This is a genomic window from Mumia xiangluensis (assembly GCF_010994095.1).
Taxonomy (GTDB): Bacteria; Actinomycetota; Actinomycetes; order Propionibacteriales; family Nocardioidaceae; genus Mumia; species Mumia xiangluensis.
The window spans coordinates 311,674-331,567 of the sequence record NZ_WJYO01000004.1 but is presented as its reverse complement, the minus strand read 5'-3'; the positions used below and the strand labels follow the sequence as shown (position 1 = coordinate 331,567).

Here is a 19,894-nt window from a genome sequence, read left to right as displayed (position 1 = left end):
GAACGACAGGCAGAGAGACAAGGCACGGGCCCGAGGGGCGTTGACGCCCCCCGGGCCCGCCTTGATCGTCACGATAGGGCTCCTGGCCCTATCCGGCGATCACGGAGCCGTCGGAACCGTGATCTCGCCGCTCTTGATCTGGTCGGCGTAGCCGTCGATGTCACCGGTGATGTCGTCGACGAAGCCACCGGACGTCGAGTAGCCGACGCCGTCGACCTTGAGGTCGTACACCTGGTAGCTCACCAGCGGCTCACCCTTGTCGACGGCGCTGATCGCGTCGAACGCCGCGACGTCGACGCGCTTGAGCATCGAGGTCAGGATGTGCGCCTGCTCCGTCTCGGAGGCGGTCTGCCACTGGTCGGAGTCGACGCCGATGGCCCACTTGCCGTCGCCGGCCTCGACCGCAGCCTGGAAGACGCCCGCACCCGAGCCACCGCTCGCGTGGTAGACGATGTCAGCGCCCTGGTCGTACATGCCCGTGGCCGTGGCCTTGCCCGCAGCCGGGTCGTTGAAGCCCTTGGGGTCGGACTCCTGGAGGTACTTGACCTGGATCTCGATGTCGGGGTTCACGGCCTTCGCACCCGCGGTGAAGCCGGCCTCGAACTTCTTGATGAGGTCGGAGTTCACACCGCCGACGAAGCCGACGTTGCCGGCCTCGGACTTGGTGGCCGCAGCGACGCCGACCAGGAACGAGCCCTGCTCCTCGGCGAAGCCGAGGTAGGCGACGTTGTCGTTGGCCTCGTCGTCCGGGTCGAAGCCGTCGACGACGTCGAAGCTGATGTCCGGGTAGTCCGGCGCGACCTTGTTGACAGCCTCGCTGTAGAGGAAGCCGACAGCCAGGATCGGGTTGTGGCCGCCGTCGGCCAGCTGGCGGAGGCGATCCTCGCGGGCCGACTCGGCCTCGCCGTCGGTGGCCTCGGCCTCGGTGCAGGTCGCACCCAGGTCGTCGACAGCCTTCTTCACGCCGACTGCTGCGGCGTCGTTGAAGGACTTGTCGCCCTGGCCACCCACGTCGTAAGCGATGCCGACCTTGGGGCCGTCACCATCGGCGGCGGAGCAGTCGAGGGCGTTGCCGCCCGAGCCTGCGTTGTTGTCGTCACCGCCGTCGCTGTCATCGTCGCTGCCGCACCCGGCCAGAGCCAGCACGGCCACCGCGGCCAGCGCGGTGATCTTGCCCATTCGACGCAAGGGGACTCCTCAGTCATGAATCGCATCCATGCCGGGCCAGCCCCGGCGGATTTTTGAACCATAACCCTGCACGCGCTGAAACGAGGCACTGAGACGGTGTGATGGCAGGAGCCGATACTTACTTGTTACCCCGTTCCGTCGCACCCTCCGTGCGGCGGCGTGCGCTGGGAAGATGCCGCCAATACGGACAGCGTCACACCGTCGAACATTGATGTTGCTGTGCGGCCCGATCCCGGGTGCGGCTCCTCCAGGCTCAGCCTGGAGCGCTCGCCAGCGCTGCCATCGCGAGGACCTTGGCACCGATCGCGATCGCGCGTTCGTCGACGCGCAGGTTGCCCTGGTGCAGGTCGTACGTCGGTCCGCCGGGCGTACGCGTCCCCAGTCGCCCCATCGAGCCGGGCACGGACTCCACGAACCACGCGAAGTCCTCGCCACCGAGGCTCTGGCTGGTCGTGGTGACGGCACTCGGCCCGAGCGCGACGGCGACCGCGTCCCGGAGGATCTCGGTCGACTCGACGTCGTTGACCACCGGGGGCACTCCCTGGGTGTAGGTGACCTCGGCGTCGACGCCGTACGGGGCGACGATCTCGCGCACGAGCGCGCGGACGAGGTGCTCGGCCTCGTGCCACGCCGTCGCGTCGAGCATGCGCAGCGTGCCGGTGGCCTCGCCGGACGCAGGAATGACGTTGGGTGCGCTGCCGGCGTTGATGCTCCCCCAGACCAGGCTCGCGCCGGCGCGAGGGTCGAGACGCCGCGACAGCGCCGCCGGGAGCTGCGTGCAGAGCGTCGCGAGCGCGAAGGTCAGGTCCTGGGTCAGGTGCGGGCGCGAGGTGTGGCCGCCGCGCCCGGACAGCTGGACGCGGACGCGGTCGGCGGCGCCGGTGATCGAGCCCTCGCGGAGCCCGACCAGCCCCACGTCGAGCGAGGGGTCGCAGTGCAGGGCGAACGCACGCGAGACCCCGGACAGCGAGCCGGCGGCGAGCACGGCCAGCGCCCCGCCCGGCATGACCTCCTCGGCGGGCTGGAAGACCAGGCGGACCCGCACCGGCAGGCTGCCCTCGCGGGCGCAGCGGGCCAGCGCCCCGGCCGCACCGAGCAGCACCGTGGTGTGGACGTCGTGCCCGCAGGCGTGGGCGACGCCGGGGACGGTCGAGCGCCACGGGTCGGACGTACGGTCGGCGATGGGCAGCGCGTCGAGGTCGGCCCGCAGCGCGATCACCGGACCCTCCGCATCGCCCACCTCGGCGACGAGTCCCGTCGGGTCGAGCCGGGTGGCCGCGATGCCGAACTTGTCGAGCCACCGCGCGACGACCTCGGTCGTCCGCTGCTCCTCCCAGGACAGCTCGGGGTGCGCGTGCAGGTCACGGCGTACCTCGAGCAGATCAGGGACGAGAGCGTCGACGGCGTCGACGAGGTCGGAGGGCGTGGCCATGCCCCCAGGCTAACGCGAGCCCTCGGGCACGCCGTGCGGGTGACAGCGAGCGAGACGCGTACGCGCGCACCGCCCGCACCGCCCGCACCGCACCGCCCGTCCCGCTCGGCGGTGACCCTGGTCCCACCGGCCGGGGTGCGCGTGGGACCACACTCACCGCGGGGGTTGCCGCGTGGGACCACACTCACCGCGACGCGCGACTGCGGCGGGGTGACACGAACGCGTACGACGACGGCCCCGCACCGGCGTACCGGTACGGGGCCGTCGTACGGACTGCGTCAGGCCTTGCCCTTGGCGAGCGCACCGAGCAGGTCGCGGTTGAGCCGCGAGATCGTGTCGAGCGGGATGCCCTTGGGGCAGGCCGCCGTGCACTCACCGATGTTGGTGCAGTTGCCGAAGCCCTCGTGATCGTGCTGCTCGACCATGCCGAGCACGCGCGACGCACGCTCGGGCTGCCCCTGCGGGAGCAGTCCGAGGTGGGTGATCTTGGCAGCGGTGAAGAGCATCGCCGAGCCGTTGGGGCACGCTGCCACGCAGGCGCCACAGCCGATGCAGGTCGCCGCCTCGAACGCGTGGTCGGCGTTCTCCTTCGGCACCGGGAGGTTGTTCGCCTCGGGGGCCGACCCGGTCGGCGCGCTGATGTAGCCGCCCGCCTGGATGATGCGGTCGAACGCGCCGCGGTCGACCACGAGGTCCTTCACGACCGGGAAGCTCGACGAGCGCCAGGGCTCGATGTCGATGACGTCCCCGTCCTTGAAGGAGCGCATGTGCAGCTGGCACGTGGTCGTACGCTCCGGGCCGTGCGCGAGGCCGTTGATGACCAGGCCGCACATGCCGCAGATGCCCTCGCGACAGTCGCTGTCGAACGCGATCGGCTCCTCGCCCTCGAGCGTGAGGCGCTCGTTGAGCACGTCGAGCATCTCGAGGAACGACATGTGCTCCGACACGTCGTCCAGGTCGTAGCCGACCATCTTGCCCTCGTCGGACGGGTTGGCCTGACGCCACACACGAACGGTGATCTTCACTTGTAGCTCCGCTGCTTCATCTCGACGTTCTGGTAGATCAGGGCTTCCTTGTGCAGGACCGGCTTGCCGCCGTCCCCACCGAACTCCCATGCGGCGACGTAGGCGAAGTCGTCGTCGTGACGCAGCGCCTCGCCGTCCTCGGTCTGGCTCTCGACGCGGAAGTGGCCGCCGCACGACTCGCGGCGGTGTAGCGCGTCGATGCACATCAGCTCACCGAGATCGATGAAGTCCGCGACGCGGCCCGCACGCTCGAGGGTCTGGTTGAGGTCCTCGTTGACGCCGGTCACCTTGACGTTGCGCCAGAACTCCGTGCGCAGCTCGCGGATGAGCTCGATCGCCTTCAGCAGGCCGCCCTCGGTGCGCGCCATGCCGCAGTACTCCCACATGATGGTGCCGAGCTCGCGGTGGAACGAGTCGACCGTGCGGGTGCCGTTGATCGACAGCAGCTTCTCGATGCGGTCGGTGACCTGCTGCTTCGCCTCGACGGCCGCGGGGTGCGTCTCGTCGATCGGCTCGTACGGGCCGTCGGCGAGGTAGTTCGCCAGCGTGTACGGGAGCACGAAGTAGCCGTCGGCCAGGCCCTGCATCAGCGCGCTGGCGCCGAGGCGGTTGGCGCCGTGGTCGGAGAAGTTGGCCTCGCCGGTCACGAACAGGCCGGTGATCGAGCTCTGCAGGTCGTAGTCGACCCACAGGCCACCCATCGTGTAGTGCACCGCCGGGTAGATCCGCATCGGCGTCTCGTACGGGTTCTCGCCGGTGATCTGGGCGTACATGTCGAAGAGGTTGCCGTACTTCGCCTCGACCGTGTCCCGACCCAGCCGCGTGATCGCATCGGCGAAGTCGAGGTAGACACCGAGGCCGCCCGGGCCGACGCCGCGGCCCTCGTCGCAGACGTACTTCGCGGCGCGCGAGGCGATGTCACGCGGCACGAGGTTGCCGAACGACGGGTACTGGCGCTCCAGGTAGTAGTCGCGCTCGTCCTCGGGGATCTGCGAAGCGGGTCGGTCGTCGCCGGCCTTCTTCGGGACCCAGATGCGACCGTCGTTGCGCAGCGACTCGCTCATCAGGGTCAGCTTCGACTGGTAGTCGCCGGAGACCGGGATGCAGGTCGGGTGGATCTGCGTGTAGCAGGGGTTGCCGAAGTAGGCGCCCTTGCGGTGCGCCCGCCAGTTGGCGGTGACGTTGCAGCCCATCGCGTTCGTCGACAGGAAGAAGACGTTGCCGTAGCCGCCGGTCGCCAGCACGACCGCGTCGGCGAAGTGGGTCTCGATCTCGCCGGTGACCATGTCACGGACGATCACGCCGCGTGCGCGGTCGTCGGCGACGATGACCTCGAGCATCTCGTGACGCGTGTGGTTGATGACCGTGCCGGCGGCGACCTGACGCTCGAGCGCCTGGTACGCGCCGATCAGCAGCTGCTGACCCGTCTGACCGCGGGCGTAGAACGTACGGGAGACCTGGACGCCACCGAACGAACGGTTGTCGAGGAGGCCGCCGTACTCGCGGGCGAACGGGACACCCTGCGCGACGCACTGGTCGATGATCTCGACCGAGACCTGCGCCAGCCGGTAGACGTTGGACTCGCGGCTGCGGAAGTCGCCGCCCTTCACCGTGTCGTAGAACAGGCGGTAGATCGAGTCGCCGTCGTTGCGGTAGTTCTTCGCGGCGTTGATGCCACCCTGCGCGGCGATCGAGTGCGCGCGACGCGGGCTGTCCTGGTAGCAGAAGCTGGTGACGTGGTAGCCCGCCTCGCCGAGCGTGGCGGCGGCCGAGGCCCCGGCCAGGCCGGTGCCGACGATGATCACCTTGAGCTTGCGGCGGTTCGCGGGGTTGACGAGCTTCGCCTCGAACCGGCGGGTCTCCCACCGCTGCCGTACGTCGACGTCGGGCGCGCGGGTGTCCGCGATCGGCTCACCGAGGTCGTAGATGTCGGTGAACTCGTCGGTGCGAGCTTGCGTGTTCACGGTCATGGGGTCAGCCCACCCATCCGAAGAGAATGGCGTACGGCGGGATCAGGAAGCCGATCGTGATGATTCCCGAGAGCGCGTACGCGAGGACGTTGAGGTTGCGACGAGCCTTCACGCTCGTGTTGGCGCCGAGGGTCATGCCCGCGGCCCAGACGCCGTGACGCAGGTGGAACCCCACGGCCAGCAGCGCGATCGTGTAGACGAGCACCATGTACCACTCGCCGAACGTGTTGAGCACCCGCTCGTACGGGCTCGCCGACGCACCGCCGGGGGCGATGTCGTTCGTCGTGAGGTTCAGCAGGTGGAAGATGATGAAGAGGAAGATGATGACGCCGCCCCACCGCAGCGTGAACGACGCGTAGCTGCGCTGGAAACCGCGCTTGTTCTGCTTCGACTTGTAGCGCGGGCCCGATCCGGTGCGGGTCGCCTTCCGGTCGCGGACCGTCAGCACCACGGCGGAGTAGACGTGGGCGATGATCGCCGCCAGCAGCACCACGCGGATGATCCAGAGCAGGCCCGACTCCGGGAGCAGCGGCTCACCGATGGTCCGCAGGTGGTGCGAGTACTCGTCGAAGGCGACCTGGCCGCTGAAGACCTTGAGGTTGCCGTACATGTGAAGCAGCAGGTAGCCGACCATGATGAGGCCGCTGACCGCCATGAGCGCCTTGAGCGCAACGGTGGAACGACGCGCGCCCACCCGCTTGGTCATCTGAGTTGTCGCCACCCCGTCACGATAGGCCGGTGCAGTGAGGTTGCGCTAAGTCATACTGAGGCTTACTTTCATAGCCGTTGGGCATGGCACACTGGAAATCGTGCAGATCCAGCAGCTCGCCTACTTCGTCGCCGTCGCGCGCACACGGCACTTCACCCAGGCCGCCGAGGACTGCGGCGTCTCACAACCGAGCCTGTCGAAGCAGATCCGGGTCCTCGAGAACTCGCTCGGCACCGCGCTGTTCGAGCGCGAGCGCGGCGACGTACGCCTGACACCGGCCGGCGAGGCGCTCCTCCCCCACGCCCAGGAGATCCTCATCGAGGTCGACGAGGGTCTGCGCGCGGTGCGCGAGGTCGCGGGTCTGCAGCGCGGGCGCGTACGGGTCGGCGCGACGCCGTCGATGTGGGACGGCCTCATGGCGGACGCGCTGATCGCGTTCCGCGAGGCCTATCCCGGCATCGAGCTCGAGGTCACCGAGGGTGGGTCCCGCACGCTCACCCGCGCCCTGGGCCGCGGTGACCTCGATCTCGCCCTGGTGATCGTGCCGCTGCGCAGCGACGACCCTGATCTCGTCGCGAGGCCGCTGCTGCGCGAGCGGCTTGTCGTCGCGAGCCCCGCGAGCGCGTCGACCACCGCGAGCCCCGCGAGCGCGTCCAGCACCGCGAGCCCGGTCAGCGGGCCCGGCCTCGGCGACGGCCCGCTCGCCGTCCGCGACCTCGAGAACGTGCCGCTGGTGATGTTCCGAGAGGGGTACGACCTGCGTGACACCACGATGAACGCGTGCCTCGACGCGGGCTTCGAGCCGACCGTGGCGATCGAGGGCGGCGAGATGAACGCTGTCCTGCGGTTCGTGGAGGCAGGTCTCGGGCATGCCGTGGTGCCGAGCATGGTGCTCGCGTCGCGGCCGTCGCTGCGCGCGACCCCGATCGGGGAGCCCGAGCTCACCCGGACCATCGCCCTCGCCCACCGGCGTACGCAGGCGCTGCCGCTGGCCTCGCGGACGTTCCGCGACGTGCTCGTCGACCATCTGCGCGGGCTCGCGGCCGACGCGCTCGGCGTCGACGTCGACCTGGTCGACTGAGCTCACCGGGAGACGGGGGCGACGACGTCCTCCGGGATCGTCGGGTGGTTCGCGCCCGACACCACCACGACCACCGTCTCACCGTCGCGGACGTCGGCTGCGCCCGACATCACGGCGGCGAGCGCCGTGACTCCCCCGGGCTCGGCGAGCACACGACACTCCTCCCACAGCAACCGTCGCGCCGCGAGGATCTGGTCGTCGCTCACGAGCAGCGGCGCCGCACCCAGCGCGCCAGCGACGGCGTAGGCGTGCTCGCCGATCCGCGCCGCTCCCAGCGAGTCCGCCGCCACCCCGGACACGTCGACGTCGACGGGTCCACCGGCCTCCACCGCGGCCGCCAGCGACGGACACCGCTCCGGCTCGACGGGAACGACCTGGATCCGCTCGCGCAGCGCGAGCGCGGTGCCGCTGTAGAGTCCGCCGCCACCGCAGGGAACCAGCACCCGGCGGGCGAACGGCGCCTGGTCGCCGACCTCGATCCCGACACCCGCCGCTCCAGCCACGATCGACGCGGCGTCGTAGGCGTGCACCGCGACCACGTCGCGCCCCTCCGACCACCGGCGGGAGGCGTCGTACGCGGCGGAGTAGTAGCCGTCGACGACGTGTGCCGTCCCGCCGTACGCCTCGATCCTGCGCACCTTCTCTGCCGGCGAGGTGGCGGGGACGAAGATGTCGGCCGCGATCCCGGCGATCCCGCAGGCCCACGCCACCGCGGCCCCGTGGTTGCCGCCCGACGCCGCCACCGCGCCGGTCGTGCCCTCGGGCATGCGCAGGACCGTGTGGAGAGCGCCGCGCGCCTTGAACGAGCCGGTGTGCTGCATCAGCTCCAGCTTCAGCAGGACACGTCCGGGGACGCCGAGGTCGCCGCCCGCCACCTCCATCACGGGCGTACGACGGACCAACGGCCGCAGCAGCGTGTACGCGGCCTCGAGATCCTCGTGCTCTGGCAGCCGCACCGTCATGATTCGTCCTTCTGCCGTCCGTGCCGCCCCCATGCCCAGGCCCCGAGCGCCGCGCCGCCGAGCAGGAGGAGGACGCGCGACGTCGTGACCGCCTCGTCGCGCTGCGTCTCGAGCGCAGGGACCGCGGGCAGTCCCAGCGGCGAGGCAGCGCTCCCGCCGACGACGGGCACCACACGGGGTACGACGGCGGTCGGCCGCCGCCGCGACGCCGGCGCCATCACCGACCAGCTCGCTCCGTAGACCGTCAGCTGCGCGAAGTAGTAGATCCAGACCAGCAGCGTCACCGACAGAGCGAGCGACGCGAGCGCACCACCGGCGGCGGCCCCCAGGAGGAACGCCGCGAGCTGCTTGATGATCTCGAAGCCGATCGCCGCGAGCAGCGCGCCGGACCACATCGCCCGTGCAGGCACGTCGGTGTGCGGGAGGAGCTTGTAGATCACGAAGAACAGGACGGTGCTCGACGCGATCCCGAGAAGGACGCTCAGGACGCCCACGGCCACCGCTGCGGTGCTGCTCCTGATGCCGATCGTGTCCAGGAGCGTGCTCGCGTTCTGGGTGACGGCGCTCGAGATGCCGACCGACAGCAGGATCATCAGGCCGACGAGCGCCAGCGTCGCGAGGTCGCGCAGCTTGCCGGGCACGAACCCGTACGCACGCTGCTTCGACACGCCGAACGCCACCTCGAGGGAGGACCGCAGGTTCGAGACGAACCCGAGCCCGGTGTAGAGGACACCGAGGGCACCGATCACGCCGGCGATGTTGCGGGTGGCCGCGATCTGGTCGAACGAGATCTGACCGGCCGGCGGGGGGTCCTCCGTCGTGACGATGCCCGGGAGGATCTGGCTGATCGCCGTCTCGAGCGCGTCGTCGGCGTTCGGGAAGTACTCGGAGATGTAGCCGACGACGAAGAAGGCCAGGGCGAGGATCGGGAAGATCGACAGGAACCCGAAGTACGTGATGCCGCCGGCGAGGATGCTGCCGCGCACGGCACCGAAGTGCTGGATCGTCCGGACGACGTGGTCGACGAACGTGCTGCGGCGACGCAGCGCGGCGAACGCGGCCTTGGCGCGACCGATCATCGATCCCCCGCTCCCCCGTGTGCGCTCGGCGTCAGCCCAGCTGGAACTCCAGGTACGGGACCCAGCCCGCCTCGTCATCGTGCAGGTAGACCGCGAACGCCCGCACCTCGAACTCGCACGCGAAGTCGGCGAGCGAGTCGTACGCAAGGTCGAGCGCCGCGTCGTCCAGGTGGTGCGCGACGGTCACGTGCGGGTGGAAGGGGAACACGAGCTGGCTCTCGTCGATCAGCCCGACGCGGATGTGCTTGGCGAGCAGCTCGGTGCTGGAGATGCCTTCGCTGACCGCGACGAAGACCACCGGCGACACGGGCCGGAACGTGCCCGTGCCGCGCAGCCGCATGATGAACGGCTCCACCGCGGTCGCGTCGACGGCGAGCTTGCTGTGGAGCGCCTCGAGGTCGGCCTCGGCCACGTCCGTCGGCGGCAGCAGTGTCACGTGCGTCGGGATGAGCGCCGCCTGCGGGTCACCGAAGTCCGCCCGGCGCTCGCGTAGCTCGCTGCCCCAGGGTTCGGGGACGGGGATGGCGACGCCGATCGTGGGCATGGCGCCCACCCTAGCGCCAGCCGCGCCCCGGGTGGAGTCCTACGTCTGACCGACGAAACCGACCCGGTCGTACACCGCGGCGAGCGTCGTCGACGCGACCTCGCGGGCCGCGGCGGCGCCGTCGCGCAGGATCGCGTCCAGCTCGGCACGGTCGGCGAGGAGGGCGTCGGTGCGCTCCCGCAGCGGCGAGACGAAGTCGGCCACGATCTCGCTCAGGTCGACCTTGAACGCGCCGTAGCCCTGACCGGCGTACTGGTCGGCGATCTCGCTGACCTTGCGTCCCGTGAGCGCCGAGTAGATCGTCAGCAGGTTGGAGACGCCGGGCTTGTCCTCGCGGTCGAAGCGCACCTCGGCCTCGGAGTCCGTGACGGCTGACCGGATCTTCTTGGCAGCTGCCTTGGGGTCGTCGAGGACGTCGACGATGCCCTTCGGCGAGGACGCCGACTTGCTCATCTTGATCGCGGGTTCCTGGAGGTCGACGATCTTGGCGGTGTCGGAGATGATCAGCGGCGCCGGGATCGTGAACGTGTCGCCGAAGCGGCTGTTGAACCGCTGCGCGAGGTCGCGGGTGAGCTCGAGGTGCTGGCGCTGGTCCTCGCCGACCGGGACGGCCTCGGTCTGGTAGAGCAGGATGTCGGCGGCCATCAGCATCGGGTACGTCAGCAGCCCGACCGAGGCCTGCTCGAGACCGCCCTTGGCCGACTTGTCCTTGAACTGCGTCATGCGCCGCGCCTCCCCGAGGCCGGTGATGCAGTTCAGGACCCAGGCCAGCTCGGCGTGCGCCGGCACCTGGCTCTGCGCGAACAGCGTGCTGCGCTGCGGGTCGAGGCCCATCGCGATGAGCTGTGCCGCGGATCGATAGGTGCGCTCGCGCAGCGCCACCGGGTCGTGCTCGACCGTGATCGCGTGCATGTCGACGACGCAGTAGAACGCGTCGTGGTCGTCCTGCAGCCGGATCCAGTGCCGGAGCGCACCCAGGTAGTTGCCGAGGTGGAACGAGTCGGCGGTCGGCTGGATGCCGGAGAACACGCGGGGGCCAGAGGGGGCGACGGACATGGGGTCGATTCTGCCAGCCCGGTCCAGGCGATTTCTCAGGCGTCCTCGCGCACGAGACGCAACCGGGCGACACGCCGCCCGTCCTTCTCGTCGACCACCAGCCGGAACCCGTCGAGGCCGACGGCGTCCCCGACGTCGGGGAGCCGGCCGAGCCGCGCGGTCACGTACCCGGCGACCGTCTCGTACGGTCCGTCGGGCAGCGTGATGCCGGTCTGGCCGGCGAAGTCCTCGATGTTGAGCAGCCCGTCGACGACGAGGGTGTTGCCGATGAACGCCGGGGCGTCGGTCTCGTCCGTGTCGTACTCGTCGCGGATGTCGCCGACGATCTCCTCGACGAGGTCCTCCAGGGTGACGATGCCGTCGGTTCCGCCGTACTCGTCGAGCACGATCGCGAGGTGGACCTGCGCGCGCCGCATGTCGGTCATCGCGGCGAGCACGGGGCGGGTGCCCGGGATCATCACGACCTCGCGCACGAGCTCGCCGACGCGGACGGAGCGGTCGTGCATGCCGGGGTCGAACAGGTCGCGTACGTGGACGAACCCCTCGATCTCGTCGGCCGAGCCGTCGATCACCGGATAGCGGGAGTGGGGTTGCTCGCGAGCGAGCTGCACGGCCTTGTAGACCGGCATGGAGGCGTCCATGAAGTCGACCTCCGTACGAGGCAGCATCACCTCGCGCACCTGGCGGTCACCTGCCGCGAACACGTCCTCGACGATGCTGCGCTCCTCGTCCGACAGGCCTTCGGTGGTCTGCAGCAGTCCGCGGAGCTCGACGTCGGTGATCTCCTCGCGCGCCGCCGAGGGGTCGCCGCCGAGCATGCGGACGACGAAGTTCGTCGACACCGACAGGAGCCAGATGACCGGCGTCGCGAAGCGGGCGATCGCGTCGACGGCCGGGGCGAGCGCGAGCGAGAAGGTGACGGCGTGCTGCATCGCGAGACGCTTGGCGGTGAGCTCGGAGAAGACGATCGACAGGTACGAGATGAAGATCGTGATCAGGATGAGCGCCGTCACCGACGAGAGGGCCTCGGACATCCCGAGGTCCTCCAGCAGCGGGCTCAGGTCGCTCGCGAGGGTCGCACCGCCGAACGCCGCCGACAGGAATCCCGACAGCGTGACCCCGATCTGCACAGCGGACAGGAAGCGGTTGGGGTCGGAGGCCAGCCGCGCGACGGTCGCGCCGCGCTTCCCGCGGGTCGCGATCTCCGGGAGCTGGGAGTCCCGCAGCGAGACCAGCGCCATCTCGGCCGCCGCGAACACCCCGCCGAGCAGGATGAAGACCAGCACGAGGGCGATGTTCCACAGGGTCCCGTCCACCGTTCCAGCGTAGCGAGACGCCATGAGCAAGGATGTCGGGCATGACCGCAGCGGAGCCCCTCGCCGAGGGTGAGATCGGTGTCTGGGCCGCCCCCGGACGCGTGAACCTGATCGGGGAGCACCTCGACTACGTCGGGGGCCCCGCGATGCCGATCGCGATCGACCTCCACACCACGGTCAAGGCGCGCCGGCGAACCGACGGGCGGGTGCGGGTGTGGTCGTCGATCAGCGACGGGTCGGTCGAGTTCGGCGCCGACACCACGCCGGGCGACGTCAAGGGCTGGGGGCGCTACGTCGCGGGCGCGGTCTGGTCGTTGGCGGAGTCAGGCCGTACGACGCGGGGAGCCGACCTCGTGATCTCGTCCGACGTGCCGCTCGGGGCAGGACTGTCGAGCTCGGCCGCGCTGGAGTGCGGCGTGGGCGTCGCACTCGCCGGGATCGAGGGCTGGGACGTCGACCCGGTCGAGATGGCGCTGCTGTGCCAGCGCGCCGAGAACGCGTACGCCGGCGCGCCCACCGGGTCCATGGACCAGCTCGCGTCGATGTGCGGGTCGGAGGGGCACGCCCTCCTGATCGAGACTGCGTCACTGCCTCCGACGGTGAAGCCGGTGCCAGCCCACTGGGTCGAGGACGGCCTCGCGCTGCTCGTGGTCGACACGCGCGCGAAGCACAGCCACGCCGGCGGCGAGTACGGCAAGCGGCGGGCCCAGACCGAGGAGCTGGCGACGCTGCTGGGTCTCGAGACGCTCGCGTCCGCACCGCCCGACGCAGTGCTGAAGGTCGAGGACCCCGAGCTCAAGGCGCGGCTGCGCCACGTGATCACCGAGACCCAGCGCGTACGCTCCGCCACCCGCGCGCTCGCGGCCCGGGACTGGACCCAGTTCGGACAGCTCATGACGGCGTCCCACGTGTCGTTGCGCGACGACTTCGCGGTGAGCGCTCCCGAGCTCGACCTGACGGTGGAGGCGGCGCTGGAGCACGGGGCGCTCGGTGCCCGGATGACCGGCGGCGGGTTCGGCGGGAGCGCGATCGCACTCGTGGAGGCCGACCGTGTCGAGGCGGTGAGTGCGGCGGTGACCGACGCGTTCACCCGGATCGACTTCAAGGCCCCCCGTACGTTCGTCGTCGCTCCGTCCCAGGGCGCCCACCGCGTCTCCTGACGCCGAGCCACCGCCGTACGCCCGCGAGCCACCGTTTCCGTGTCCCTGCGCGCGTTGGTGCCTCCGTGGTCACACGACCGCGCCGCGTGACCACGGAGGCACCAACGGCGGCCGTGCGGAACCCGGTGCGATGATGGCTGCCGTGAGCCTGGACCTGGATCTGCCGCGCCGTATCGCCTACCAGGGCGAGCCCGGCGCCAACTCGCACATCGCGTGCGCCGACGCCTACCCCGAGTGGGAGCCGATGGCGTGCGCGTCGTTCGAGGACGCCTTCACCGCGGTGACCGACGGGACCGCAGGGCTGGCGATGATCCCGATCGACAACACGCTCGCGGGCCGGGTCGCGGACATCCACCACTTCCTCCCCCACTCCGGGCTGCACATCGTCGGCGAGTACTTCCTCCCGATCCACTTCGACCTCCTCGCGGTCCCCGGCGCCACGCTGGAGACGATCACCGAGGTCCACAGCCACGTCCACGCCCTCGGCCAGTGCCGGCGGATCATCCGCGACCTCAAGCTCTCGCAGGTCATCGCCGGCGACACCGCCGGGGCCGCACGCGAGGTCGCGGAGTGGGGCGACCCGACCAAGGCCGCGCTCGCTCCCCCACTGGCCGCGCAGACCTACGGCCTCGACACGCTCGCGACCACCGTCGAGGACGAGGACCACAACACCACCCGTTTCGTGGTGCTGTCACGTCACCCGGAGGTCCCGGAGCAGGGCGACTGGCCGACAGTGACGACGTTCGTCTTCAACGTGCGCAACATCCCTGCCGCGCTCTACAAGGCGCTCGGAGGCTTCGCGACGAACGGCATCAACATGACGAAGCTCGAGAGCTACATGGTCGGCGGGACCTTCACCGCGACGATGTTCCTGGCCGAGGTCGACGGCCATCCCGAGGACCCGCCGCTCGCCCGTGCGCTGGAGGAGCTGGCGTTCTTCTCGACCGAGGTCCAGGTCATGGGTGTGTATCCGGCGCACCCGCATCGGTTCGCGGACGCGTAGCCGCCTCGTACGCCTCGTACGCGGCGAACCGGGCGGCCTCTCGACGCCGGTGCTCGTACGCCCACTTCTCCTGGTCGCGTTCCTGCTGCGCCGCGCGCTCGTCTCGCGTCACGTACAGCTCAAGCACCTTACCGATGGCGTAGGCGACGACGCCGACCATGAAGAGCGCCCACCAGCCGCGACCGATGCGGGCGATCTGGATCAGGGCGACGAGCTGGGCGAGCAACCCTCCCACGGTGAACACGGTCGCGAACCGCCGCAGTCGAAACTCCCGCTTCGGTTCGTCAGTGTGGGGCGCGAGCGAGCCGATCTCGAGGGCCGCCCACCCGACCAGCATCGCTGCTCCAGTCAGCAGGAGCGCACTGTCGTACGCCCTCAGCCAGCCGACCGGCAGAACCACGACCAAGACCACCGCAAGACCCGTGGCCAGCAGGACATTGGCGATGATCTCCGCCCGCGTGCGCTTCGGCCGCAGTGCGCGAGGCAGCGCGTCCCCCCGATGAACGCCTCTACGAGCCATGGCGGGACCCTATCGTCGTGGCCACGCTTCGTGCTGCCTCCGCAGGATCGTGCAGGATCCGAGCCGAATACCAGCACCGAGCCTGCACGATCATGCCCATGCGCTATTCCTTGAGCCCTGAACCGATGGCGTACGTGAGGATGCCTGCGATTCGAACTCCCCACAACCAGCCCTGAAAGACCTCGAGGCCGAGAACGCCCTCGGCCACCGTGGCGACGAGAGCGACGGTGAGCCCGCCCGTGGTGAGCGCGGTCGCGACGCGCTGCATCCGGACGTGCCACCTCGGTTCGTCCGGGCGGGCCGAGACAGACGTGGCGGAAACGATCACCCACCCGACCATCAGACTCGCTCCACACGCCAGGAGCGCCTTGTCGGCCTCCCGCAGCGGGCTGATCGGCAGGAACACGACGACGAGCGCGACCGCCCCTGCCAGCAGCAGCCTAAGGCTGAGGGTCTCTGCCGGCGTGCGCTTCGGCCGCAGCGCACGAGGCAGAGCGTCCCCCCGATGAACGCCTCTACGAGCCATGGCGGGACCCAGTCGACGGTTCAGCTCGGGCTACGCGGCTCGCTTCTCGGGCCTGGTGCTCGTGAAGAGCGTTCATGGCTGCCTCTGTGCGGGCACCCTCGGCCGCCCGCTCCGCCTCAGCCGCGGCGAGCCGCGTAGCCTCTCGGCGCCGGTGCTCGTCGGCCCATCGCTCACGGTCACGCGGCCGCTGCCGCGCGCGTTCGGCGCGGGTCTCTCCCCCCTCGAGGGTCTCGCCTATGACGTACGCGATGACGCCGACCGCCCAGAGCCAGAGCAGCGGGTCAGGCGAGACGACCAGCGCTCCCCAGGCGCCCCACAAGGCGACAAAACCGCCGTGGCTCAGCAGGAGCGCGATTCGCCGCACCCGGAACCACCGCGGCGATTCATCGGGACTGCGCGACGCCGACGCGCAGTCGACGATTGCCCAAGCGGCAAGCACCACCAGTCCGGCGAGCAGGACGGTGCCATCATGCGCTCGCAGCCGGCCGATCGGCAGCACAGCGATGACGATCACCGCCGCACCTGCCAGCAGCAAGGTGCGCGCTACGGTCTCTGCCCGCGTGCGCTTCGGCCGCAGCGCACGGGCGAGCCGGCGATTGCCACGGGGAGACATGGCCGGACCCTATCGTCGCTGCGGTTCACTTCGGAACACCGTTCCGGCACAATGACCCGCCACGCGGCCGCTTGCGGCGCACGTCGACCGCGGCATGACACCGCCCGTGCCTAGGCTGGGCCACGCCCGGGAATGACCGCGGACCGCAGGTCGTTGAACACGGCAGAACCGCACGACGTACCCGACCGAAATGGACGTGACATGGCAACGACTGCCCTGACCGCCGACAGCTTCATGGACACCATCTCCGGCGACGGCATCGTGCTGGTGGACTTCTGGGCCTCCTGGTGCGGCCCGTGCCGCCAGTTCGCGCCCGTCTTCGAGGCTGCTGCAGAGAAGCACGCGGACATCAGCTTCACCAAGGTCGACACCGAGGCCGAGCAGGACCTGGCAGGTGCCCTGCAGATCACCTCGATCCCGACCCTGATGGCGTTCCGCGACGGCATCCTCCTCTTCAACCAGCCCGGCGCGCTGCCGGCGCAGGCCCTCGACCAGGTGATCGACGCCGTGCGCGAGGTCGACATGGACGAGGTTCGTGCCGAGGTCGCGAAGCAGCAGGCGGACGAAGGCGCCTCCCCGGCCTGATCGATGCATCGAAGCCCCTCAGCTCCTGGCTGAGGGGCTTCGTCACGGTCGGGGGCGCCCCTCGGGGTCAATATCCCGTGCGATATATTCCGGCTGGAATAATCCGTACGGGTCAGGAGGCCAGGTGTCGTCGCCACTCACACCCCTCGCGCTCGCTGCGATCGCACTGCTGGTCGAGCGTCCGATGCACCCGTACGAGATGTACCAGCTGCTCCTCGAGCGCCGCGACGGCCACGTGATGAAGGTCCGCGCCGGTTCGCTCTACCACGCGATCGAGCGACTCGACCGCGACGGGCTCGTCACCGCCGTGGGCACCGACCGCGCTGGCAACCGACCCGAGCGCACGACGTACGCGCTGACCGACGCCGGCCGCTCCGCGCTCCACGCCTCCGTGACCGAGATGCTTCGGACGCCGGTCAACGAGTTCCCCCGGTTCGCGGTCGCGCTCAACGAGGCCCACAACCTCTCGCTCGAGGAGGCCGTCGTTCTGTTCGAGCAACGGCGTACGGCGCTGGACGCCGAGATCTCCGAGCTCACCACGATCATCGAGTCGGCCCGCGGCCGAGCCGTCGACGAGGCCTACTGGTTCGTCGCCGACTACCGCCGTACGGTGCTCGCCGCCGAGCGCGACTGGCTCGACCGGATCATCGACCGCCTCCGAACGAAGGACCTGACATGGCCGCACCCGGCGTGACCGCCCCCTCGACCCGCAGCCCGTGGCCGGCACTGTGGGCCCTGGTGATCGGCTTCTTCATGATCCTCGTCGACACGACGATCGTGTCCGTGGCGACCCCGTCGATCATGGCCACCTTCGACGCCGACGTGGCCGAGGTCGTCTGGGTGACCTCGGCCTACCTCCTCGCGTACGCCGTACCGCTGCTCATCACAGGACGCCTCGGCGACCGGATCGGCCCCAAGCGCGTGTACGTCGCGGGACTGATCCTCTTCACCGGCGCGTCTCTGTGGTGCGGGCTGACGGGCACGATCGAGCAGCTCATCGTGGCCCGCGTCTTCCAGGGCTTCGGCGCGTCGCTGATGACCCCGCAGACGATGGCCGTGATCACGCGGACCTTCCCCGCGGACAAGCGCGGCCGCGCCATGAGCCTGTGGGGCGCCACGGCGGGCGTCGCGATGATGGTCGGCCCGATCCTCGGCGGCGTGCTCGTCGACTCGCTCGGCTGGGAGTGGATCTTCTTCGTCAACATCCCCGTCGGGATCGTCGGCCTCGTGATGGCGATCCGTCTCGTCCCGAACCTCCCGACGCTCTCCCACCGCTTCGACCTCGTCGGCGTCGCCCTGAGCGCGATCGGCCTCTTCCTGCTGGTCTTCGGCATCCAGGAGGGCGAGACGTACGACTGGGGAACGATCACCGGGTTCGTCACCGTGTGGGGCCTCATCGTCACCGGAGTCGTGGTGCTCGCCGCGTTCGTGGTCTGGCAGGCGGTGAACCGCGCCGAGCCGCTGGTGCCGCTGCGCCTGTTCAAGGACCGCAACTTCTCGCTGTCCAGCGTCGCCATCAGCACGATCGGGTTCGCGATCACCGCGATGGCACTGCCGCTGATGCTGTGGGCCCAGGCCGTACGCGACTGGTCTCCGACGCAGTCCGGCATGCTGCTGCTTCCCATGGCGGTCATCGCGTCGGTGCTGTCGCCGTGGGTCGGCGGGCTCACCGACCGCGTCCACCCCCGGATCATCGCCGGCATCGGCATCTCCGCGTTCGTGGTGGCGCTGATCTGCCTGTCGTTCGTGCTCACGCCGGAGGCACCGGTGTGGCTGGTCCTGCTGCCGATCGCGCTGCTCGGTGTCGCCAACGGCTCGATGTGGTCCCCCGTCGCGTCGACGGCGACGCGCAACCTGCCGATGAGCAGCGCTGGTGCGGGAGCCGGCGTCTACAACACGATGCGCCAGGTCGGCGGCGTCCTGGGCAGTGCGGCGATCGCGGCGCTGATGCAGGCACGCATCGCCGCCGAGCTCCCTGGCGCAGGGTCTGCCAACGAGTCGGCCGTGGCTGGCGGAGCGCTCCCCGAGGCCGCCCGCTCCGGGTTCAGCGAGGCGATGTCGCAGTCGCTGCTGCTACCGGCGGCCGTGCTCGTGGTCGGCCTCGTCGCGGTGCTCCTGTACCAGCGGCCGCCGCACCTCACCGCGGCGCCGGCCCCCGCCGTACGGCCGGCGTCCCAGTCGGCGCCGTCCGGCGCGTAGGCCCGCCGTACGCTTTCGTCCATGCCTGCCGCCGCCACCTACGTCCTGACCCTCACGTGCCCCGACCGGCCTGGTCTGGTCCATGCGATCTCGTCGTGGATCGTCGAGCGTGGCGGCAACATCCTTGACGCCCAGCAGTTCACCGACCCGATCGGCGGGCAGTTCTTCCTGCGCGTGCACTTCGAGAGCGTGGGTGACGCGTACGACGTGGACGACCTGCGCAGCGGGTTCGGTGACGTCGCCGCGCTGCACGCGATGACCTGGCATCTGGCCGTCGCCGAGGCACCGTGCCGCACCCTGGTGATGGCGTCGAAGGAAGGGCACTGCCTCAACGACCTGCTGTTCCGGCAGAGCATCGGTGCCCTCAACATCGAGATCGGCGCCGTCGTCTCCAACCACCCGGATCTGGAGCGGCTCGCCCGGTCGTACGACGTGCCGTTCCACCACGTCCCGGTCACGGCAGACACGAAGAGCGACGCCGAGTCGCGGATGTTTGAGCTCGTCGAAGAGCTCGAGATCGACCTGGTCGTGCTGGCGCGCTACATGCAGATCCTGTCGGACGACGCCTGCCGCCGGCTCGAGGGGCGCGCGATCAACATCCACCACAGCTTCCTGCCGAGCTTCAAGGGGGCGAAGCCGTACCACCAGGCGTACGCCCGCGGCGTGAAGCTGATCGGGGCGACCGCGCACTACGTCACGGCCGACCTCGACGAGGGCCCGATCGTGGACCAGGACGTGACCCGCGTGGGGCACCACCAGGACCCGGCGGCGCTGGTCCAGGCCGGCCGCGACGTCGAGACCCGCGTCCTTTCGCGCGCCGTCGGGCTGCACGCCGAGCAGCGCGTCCTCCTCAACGGCAGCCGTACGGTCGTTTTCGCCTAGCGACGCCTGGGACGGCCGCCCGCTCACATCGTGAGAAATCCCAA

General features: G+C 70.1%; 20 protein-coding genes. 7 read left to right on the top strand and 13 right to left on the bottom strand.

Features of this window, described 5'->3' with window-relative positions; all coding sequences use genetic code 11:
* Positions 1–99: 99 nt before the first annotated feature.
* The 5 genes from GH747_RS14680 to GH747_RS14660 form a co-directional block, all read right to left on the bottom strand.
* Positions 100–1,179 carry a BMP family lipoprotein gene (locus GH747_RS14680; RefSeq protein ID WP_205602950.1) on the bottom strand — a complete coding sequence of 360 codons (1,080 nt, stop codon included), beginning with the start codon at positions 1,177–1,179 and terminating at the stop codon, positions 100–102.
* Between the two features lie 262 nt (positions 1,180–1,441).
* Positions 1,442–2,620: an amidohydrolase gene (locus GH747_RS14675; protein ID WP_149770339.1), complete on the bottom strand. Its 1,179-nt coding sequence runs from the start codon at positions 2,618–2,620 to the stop codon at positions 1,442–1,444.
* A 278-nt stretch (positions 2,621–2,898) separates the two neighbouring features.
* Positions 2,899–3,645, bottom strand: a complete 747-nt coding sequence (locus GH747_RS14670; RefSeq protein WP_149770338.1) for a succinate dehydrogenase/fumarate reductase iron-sulfur subunit — start codon at positions 3,643–3,645, stop codon at positions 2,899–2,901.
* Positions 3,642–5,615 (bottom strand): fumarate reductase/succinate dehydrogenase flavoprotein subunit, encoded by a 1,974-nt coding sequence (locus GH747_RS14665; protein ID WP_149770337.1) that lies wholly within the window; start codon positions 5,613–5,615, stop codon positions 3,642–3,644. Before GH747_RS14665 ends, GH747_RS14670 begins: the two co-directional genes overlap by 4 nt.
* Before the next feature lie 4 nt (positions 5,616–5,619).
* Positions 5,620–6,336 carry a succinate dehydrogenase cytochrome b subunit gene (locus GH747_RS14660; protein ID WP_149770336.1) on the bottom strand — a complete coding sequence of 239 codons (717 nt, stop codon included), beginning with the start codon at positions 6,334–6,336 and terminating at the stop codon, positions 5,620–5,622.
* An 88-nt stretch (positions 6,337–6,424) separates the two neighbouring features.
* On the opposite strand from GH747_RS14660, the gene GH747_RS14655 reads away from it, so the two are divergent.
* Positions 6,425–7,405 carry a LysR family transcriptional regulator gene (locus GH747_RS14655; RefSeq protein WP_149770335.1) on the top strand — a complete coding sequence of 327 codons (981 nt, stop codon included), beginning with the start codon at positions 6,425–6,427 and terminating at the stop codon, positions 7,403–7,405.
* Positions 7,406–7,407: 2 nt separating this feature from the next.
* Here GH747_RS14655 and GH747_RS14650 read toward each other — a convergent pair whose 3' ends face one another.
* Genes GH747_RS14650 through GH747_RS14630 form a run of 5 tightly spaced genes read right to left on the bottom strand, consistent with a single transcriptional unit; the run spans position 7,408 to position 12,362 of the window.
* Positions 7,408–8,367 carry a serine/threonine dehydratase gene (locus tag GH747_RS14650; protein ID WP_163695648.1) on the bottom strand — a complete coding sequence of 320 codons (960 nt, stop codon included), beginning with the start codon at positions 8,365–8,367 and terminating at the stop codon, positions 7,408–7,410.
* Positions 8,364–9,446 (bottom strand): YihY/virulence factor BrkB family protein, encoded by a 1,083-nt coding sequence (locus GH747_RS14645; RefSeq protein WP_163695645.1) that lies wholly within the window; start codon positions 9,444–9,446, stop codon positions 8,364–8,366. Before GH747_RS14645 ends, GH747_RS14650 begins: the two co-directional genes overlap by 4 nt.
* 31 nt (positions 9,447–9,477) lie before the next feature.
* Entirely contained in the window at positions 9,478–9,990 is a 513-nt protein-coding gene (locus GH747_RS14640) for a 2'-5' RNA ligase family protein (protein ID WP_149770332.1), read from the bottom strand.
* A 39-nt stretch (positions 9,991–10,029) separates the two neighbouring features.
* The gene (gene trpS / locus GH747_RS14635) at positions 10,030–11,046 is read right to left on the bottom strand and encodes a tryptophan--tRNA ligase (protein WP_149770331.1); all 1,017 of its coding nucleotides are present in this window, start codon (positions 11,044–11,046) and stop codon (positions 10,030–10,032) included.
* Positions 11,047–11,081: 35 nt separating this feature from the next.
* The gene (locus tag GH747_RS14630; RefSeq protein WP_149770330.1) at positions 11,082–12,362 is read right to left on the bottom strand and encodes a hemolysin family protein; all 1,281 of its coding nucleotides are present in this window, start codon (positions 12,360–12,362) and stop codon (positions 11,082–11,084) included.
* 41 nt (positions 12,363–12,403) lie between these two features.
* Between GH747_RS14630 and galK the strand changes: the two genes are divergently transcribed.
* Positions 12,404–13,522 carry a galactokinase gene (gene galK / locus GH747_RS14625; protein WP_205602949.1) on the top strand — a complete coding sequence of 373 codons (1,119 nt, stop codon included), beginning with the start codon at positions 12,404–12,406 and terminating at the stop codon, positions 13,520–13,522.
* Between the two features lie 148 nt (positions 13,523–13,670).
* Positions 13,671–14,525, top strand: a complete 855-nt coding sequence (locus GH747_RS14620; protein ID WP_377036091.1) for a prephenate dehydratase — start codon at positions 13,671–13,673, stop codon at positions 14,523–14,525.
* On the opposite strand, the gene GH747_RS14615 is transcribed toward GH747_RS14620, so the two are convergent.
* From GH747_RS14615 to GH747_RS14605, 3 genes are all read right to left on the bottom strand, one after another.
* The gene (locus tag GH747_RS14615; RefSeq protein ID WP_149770327.1) at positions 14,479–15,045 is read right to left on the bottom strand and encodes an MFS transporter; all 567 of its coding nucleotides are present in this window, start codon (positions 15,043–15,045) and stop codon (positions 14,479–14,481) included. The genes GH747_RS14620 and GH747_RS14615 overlap by 47 nt on opposite strands.
* 103 nt (positions 15,046–15,148) lie before the next feature.
* A complete protein-coding gene (locus tag GH747_RS14610) occupies positions 15,149–15,571 on the bottom strand; it encodes a hypothetical protein (protein ID WP_149770326.1) in 423 nt (140 codons plus the stop codon).
* Entirely contained in the window at positions 15,561–16,184 is a 624-nt protein-coding gene (locus GH747_RS14605) for a hypothetical protein (RefSeq protein WP_149770325.1), read from the bottom strand. Before GH747_RS14605 ends, GH747_RS14610 begins: the two co-directional genes overlap by 11 nt.
* Before the next feature lie 201 nt (positions 16,185–16,385).
* On the opposite strand from GH747_RS14605, the gene trxA reads away from it, so the two are divergent.
* The 4 genes from trxA (at position 16,386) to purU (ending at position 19,850) form a co-directional block, all read left to right on the top strand.
* Complete coding sequence (gene trxA, locus GH747_RS14600) at positions 16,386–16,769, top strand: thioredoxin (protein ID WP_149770324.1); 384 nt, start codon at positions 16,386–16,388, stop codon at positions 16,767–16,769.
* A gap of 124 nt (positions 16,770–16,893) precedes the next feature.
* Positions 16,894–17,463 (top strand): PadR family transcriptional regulator, encoded by a 570-nt coding sequence (locus GH747_RS14595; protein WP_205602948.1) that lies wholly within the window; start codon positions 16,894–16,896, stop codon positions 17,461–17,463.
* Positions 17,445–18,968: a DHA2 family efflux MFS transporter permease subunit gene (locus GH747_RS14590; protein WP_149770323.1), complete on the top strand. Its 1,524-nt coding sequence runs from the start codon at positions 17,445–17,447 to the stop codon at positions 18,966–18,968. Before GH747_RS14595 ends, GH747_RS14590 begins: the two co-directional genes overlap by 19 nt.
* A gap of 21 nt (positions 18,969–18,989) precedes the next feature.
* On the top strand, positions 18,990–19,850 hold the full coding sequence (gene purU, locus GH747_RS14585) for a formyltetrahydrofolate deformylase (RefSeq protein ID WP_149770322.1): 861 nt from the start codon (positions 18,990–18,992) through the stop codon (positions 19,848–19,850).
* The last annotated feature ends 44 nt before the right edge of the window (positions 19,851–19,894 follow it).